The organism is Bacillus sp. AP50, assembly GCF_040492675.1.
Classification (GTDB): domain Bacteria; phylum Bacillota; class Bacilli; order Bacillales; family Bacillaceae_G; genus Bacillus_A; species Bacillus_A cereus.
The window spans coordinates 1-1,426 of sequence record NZ_JBEUTW010000679.1 but is presented as its reverse complement, the minus strand read 5'-3'; the positions used below and the strand labels follow the sequence as shown (position 1 = coordinate 1,426).

The following is a 1,426-nucleotide window of genomic DNA, read 5'->3' as shown; positions in this document are numbered from 1 at the left end:
GTTATATCTACTACTCTTTCATTTATTCGCCATATGAATAGTGAAGATTATAAATCTGCATTTGATTTAACCTCAAGGTCATTACAGAAAATAATATCCGAAGAATGGTTGAAGAGCTATTGGGAGGGACTGCCAGTTCAATTACAAGCAGGTTCTTTTATAGAAATTGGAGAGGTTACACAAAAAGAGACAAATCCTGTTCATACAAATGTGGAGATTCAATTAGTTTTTGAAAAAATGACTGTACCTTTACTAATTAAACTAGATCCATCTGGAAAAATAGACGATTTTCAACTAAGCATGTCGTTTAGTCCTGTTGCTGAGCGTCCATCATATAGTAAGCCTGAATCATTTGTTGATAAAGAAGTAGTAGTTGGAAGTGGTGCATTTCCATTACCAGGAACATTGTCGGTTCCAAAAGGAAATGGTCCTTTTCCAGCGGTTGTTCTTGTTCAAGGATCAGGAGCAACTGATCAGGATGAAACAGGGTTTGCTTTAAAACCATTTCGCGATTTAGCTGAAGGTCTTGCATCGAAGGGAATTGCTGTCCTTCGCTATAATAAACGAACGTATGAACATGGGCTGAAAACACAATTCAGTCCCTTCTATACAGTTGATAAAGAGACAACAGATGATGCTCTTCTTGTAACTCAATTTCTTAAAAATGAGCCTCTAATAAATAAGAATCAAATATATATTCTTGGTCATAGTCAAGGTGGAATGATGCTTCCGAAAATGATTGAAAAAGACCAAAATCAAAATATTGCTGGGGCAATTGTAATGGGTGGACCAGCTCGTACGATTCAAGACGTTGTTTTAGATCAATTTGAGTATCTTTTTTCTATTGGAGCAATGAACCAGGAGCAATATAAATTCTACAAATCGCAATTTGAATTATTAAATGATCCAAATTTCTCTGGTCAGAATCCTCCAAAAGATTTTTACTTAGGATCAGCAGTATTTTGGGATTCTATTCGGAAAATTAAAGCAGCAGAAATATCAAAAGAACAAAAGACACCACTTCTTATTATTCAAGGAGAAAGAGACTATCAAGTTCAATCAAAAATCGAAATTCCTCTTTGGAAAGAACAATTAAAAGAACGAAATAACGTTGATTATCGACTATATCCAAAGTTAAATCATTTCTTTACAGAGGGCGATGGGGAAATAAGTAAACCGGATGAATATTATAGTCCTGCTAATATTCCTGAGTATGTTATAAATGATATTGCTGCTTGGGTGCAAGGCAGATCGCAATTAAATTAGCAACCATATGTTTTAATAAAGACTTTCTTTCTGTAATCAAAATAGAAATATTTTTATTAGGTTATATGTTTTTTTTAGCACTCTTTGAAAAGGAGTGCTTTTTTATTTTTCTATGATTTCTATAAAATAATGGACTTGTCTTCCAAATAAAGCGTTATTT

At 33.6% G+C, this 1,426-nt stretch carries 1 protein-coding gene; it reads left to right on the top strand.

What is annotated here, in order from left to right:
- On the top strand, nucleotides 1-1,266 hold a 1,266-nt coding region (locus tag ABWK52_RS28325; RefSeq protein WP_353772324.1), incomplete at its 5' end, for an alpha/beta hydrolase.
- Nucleotides 1,267-1,426: the final 160 nt, after the last annotated feature.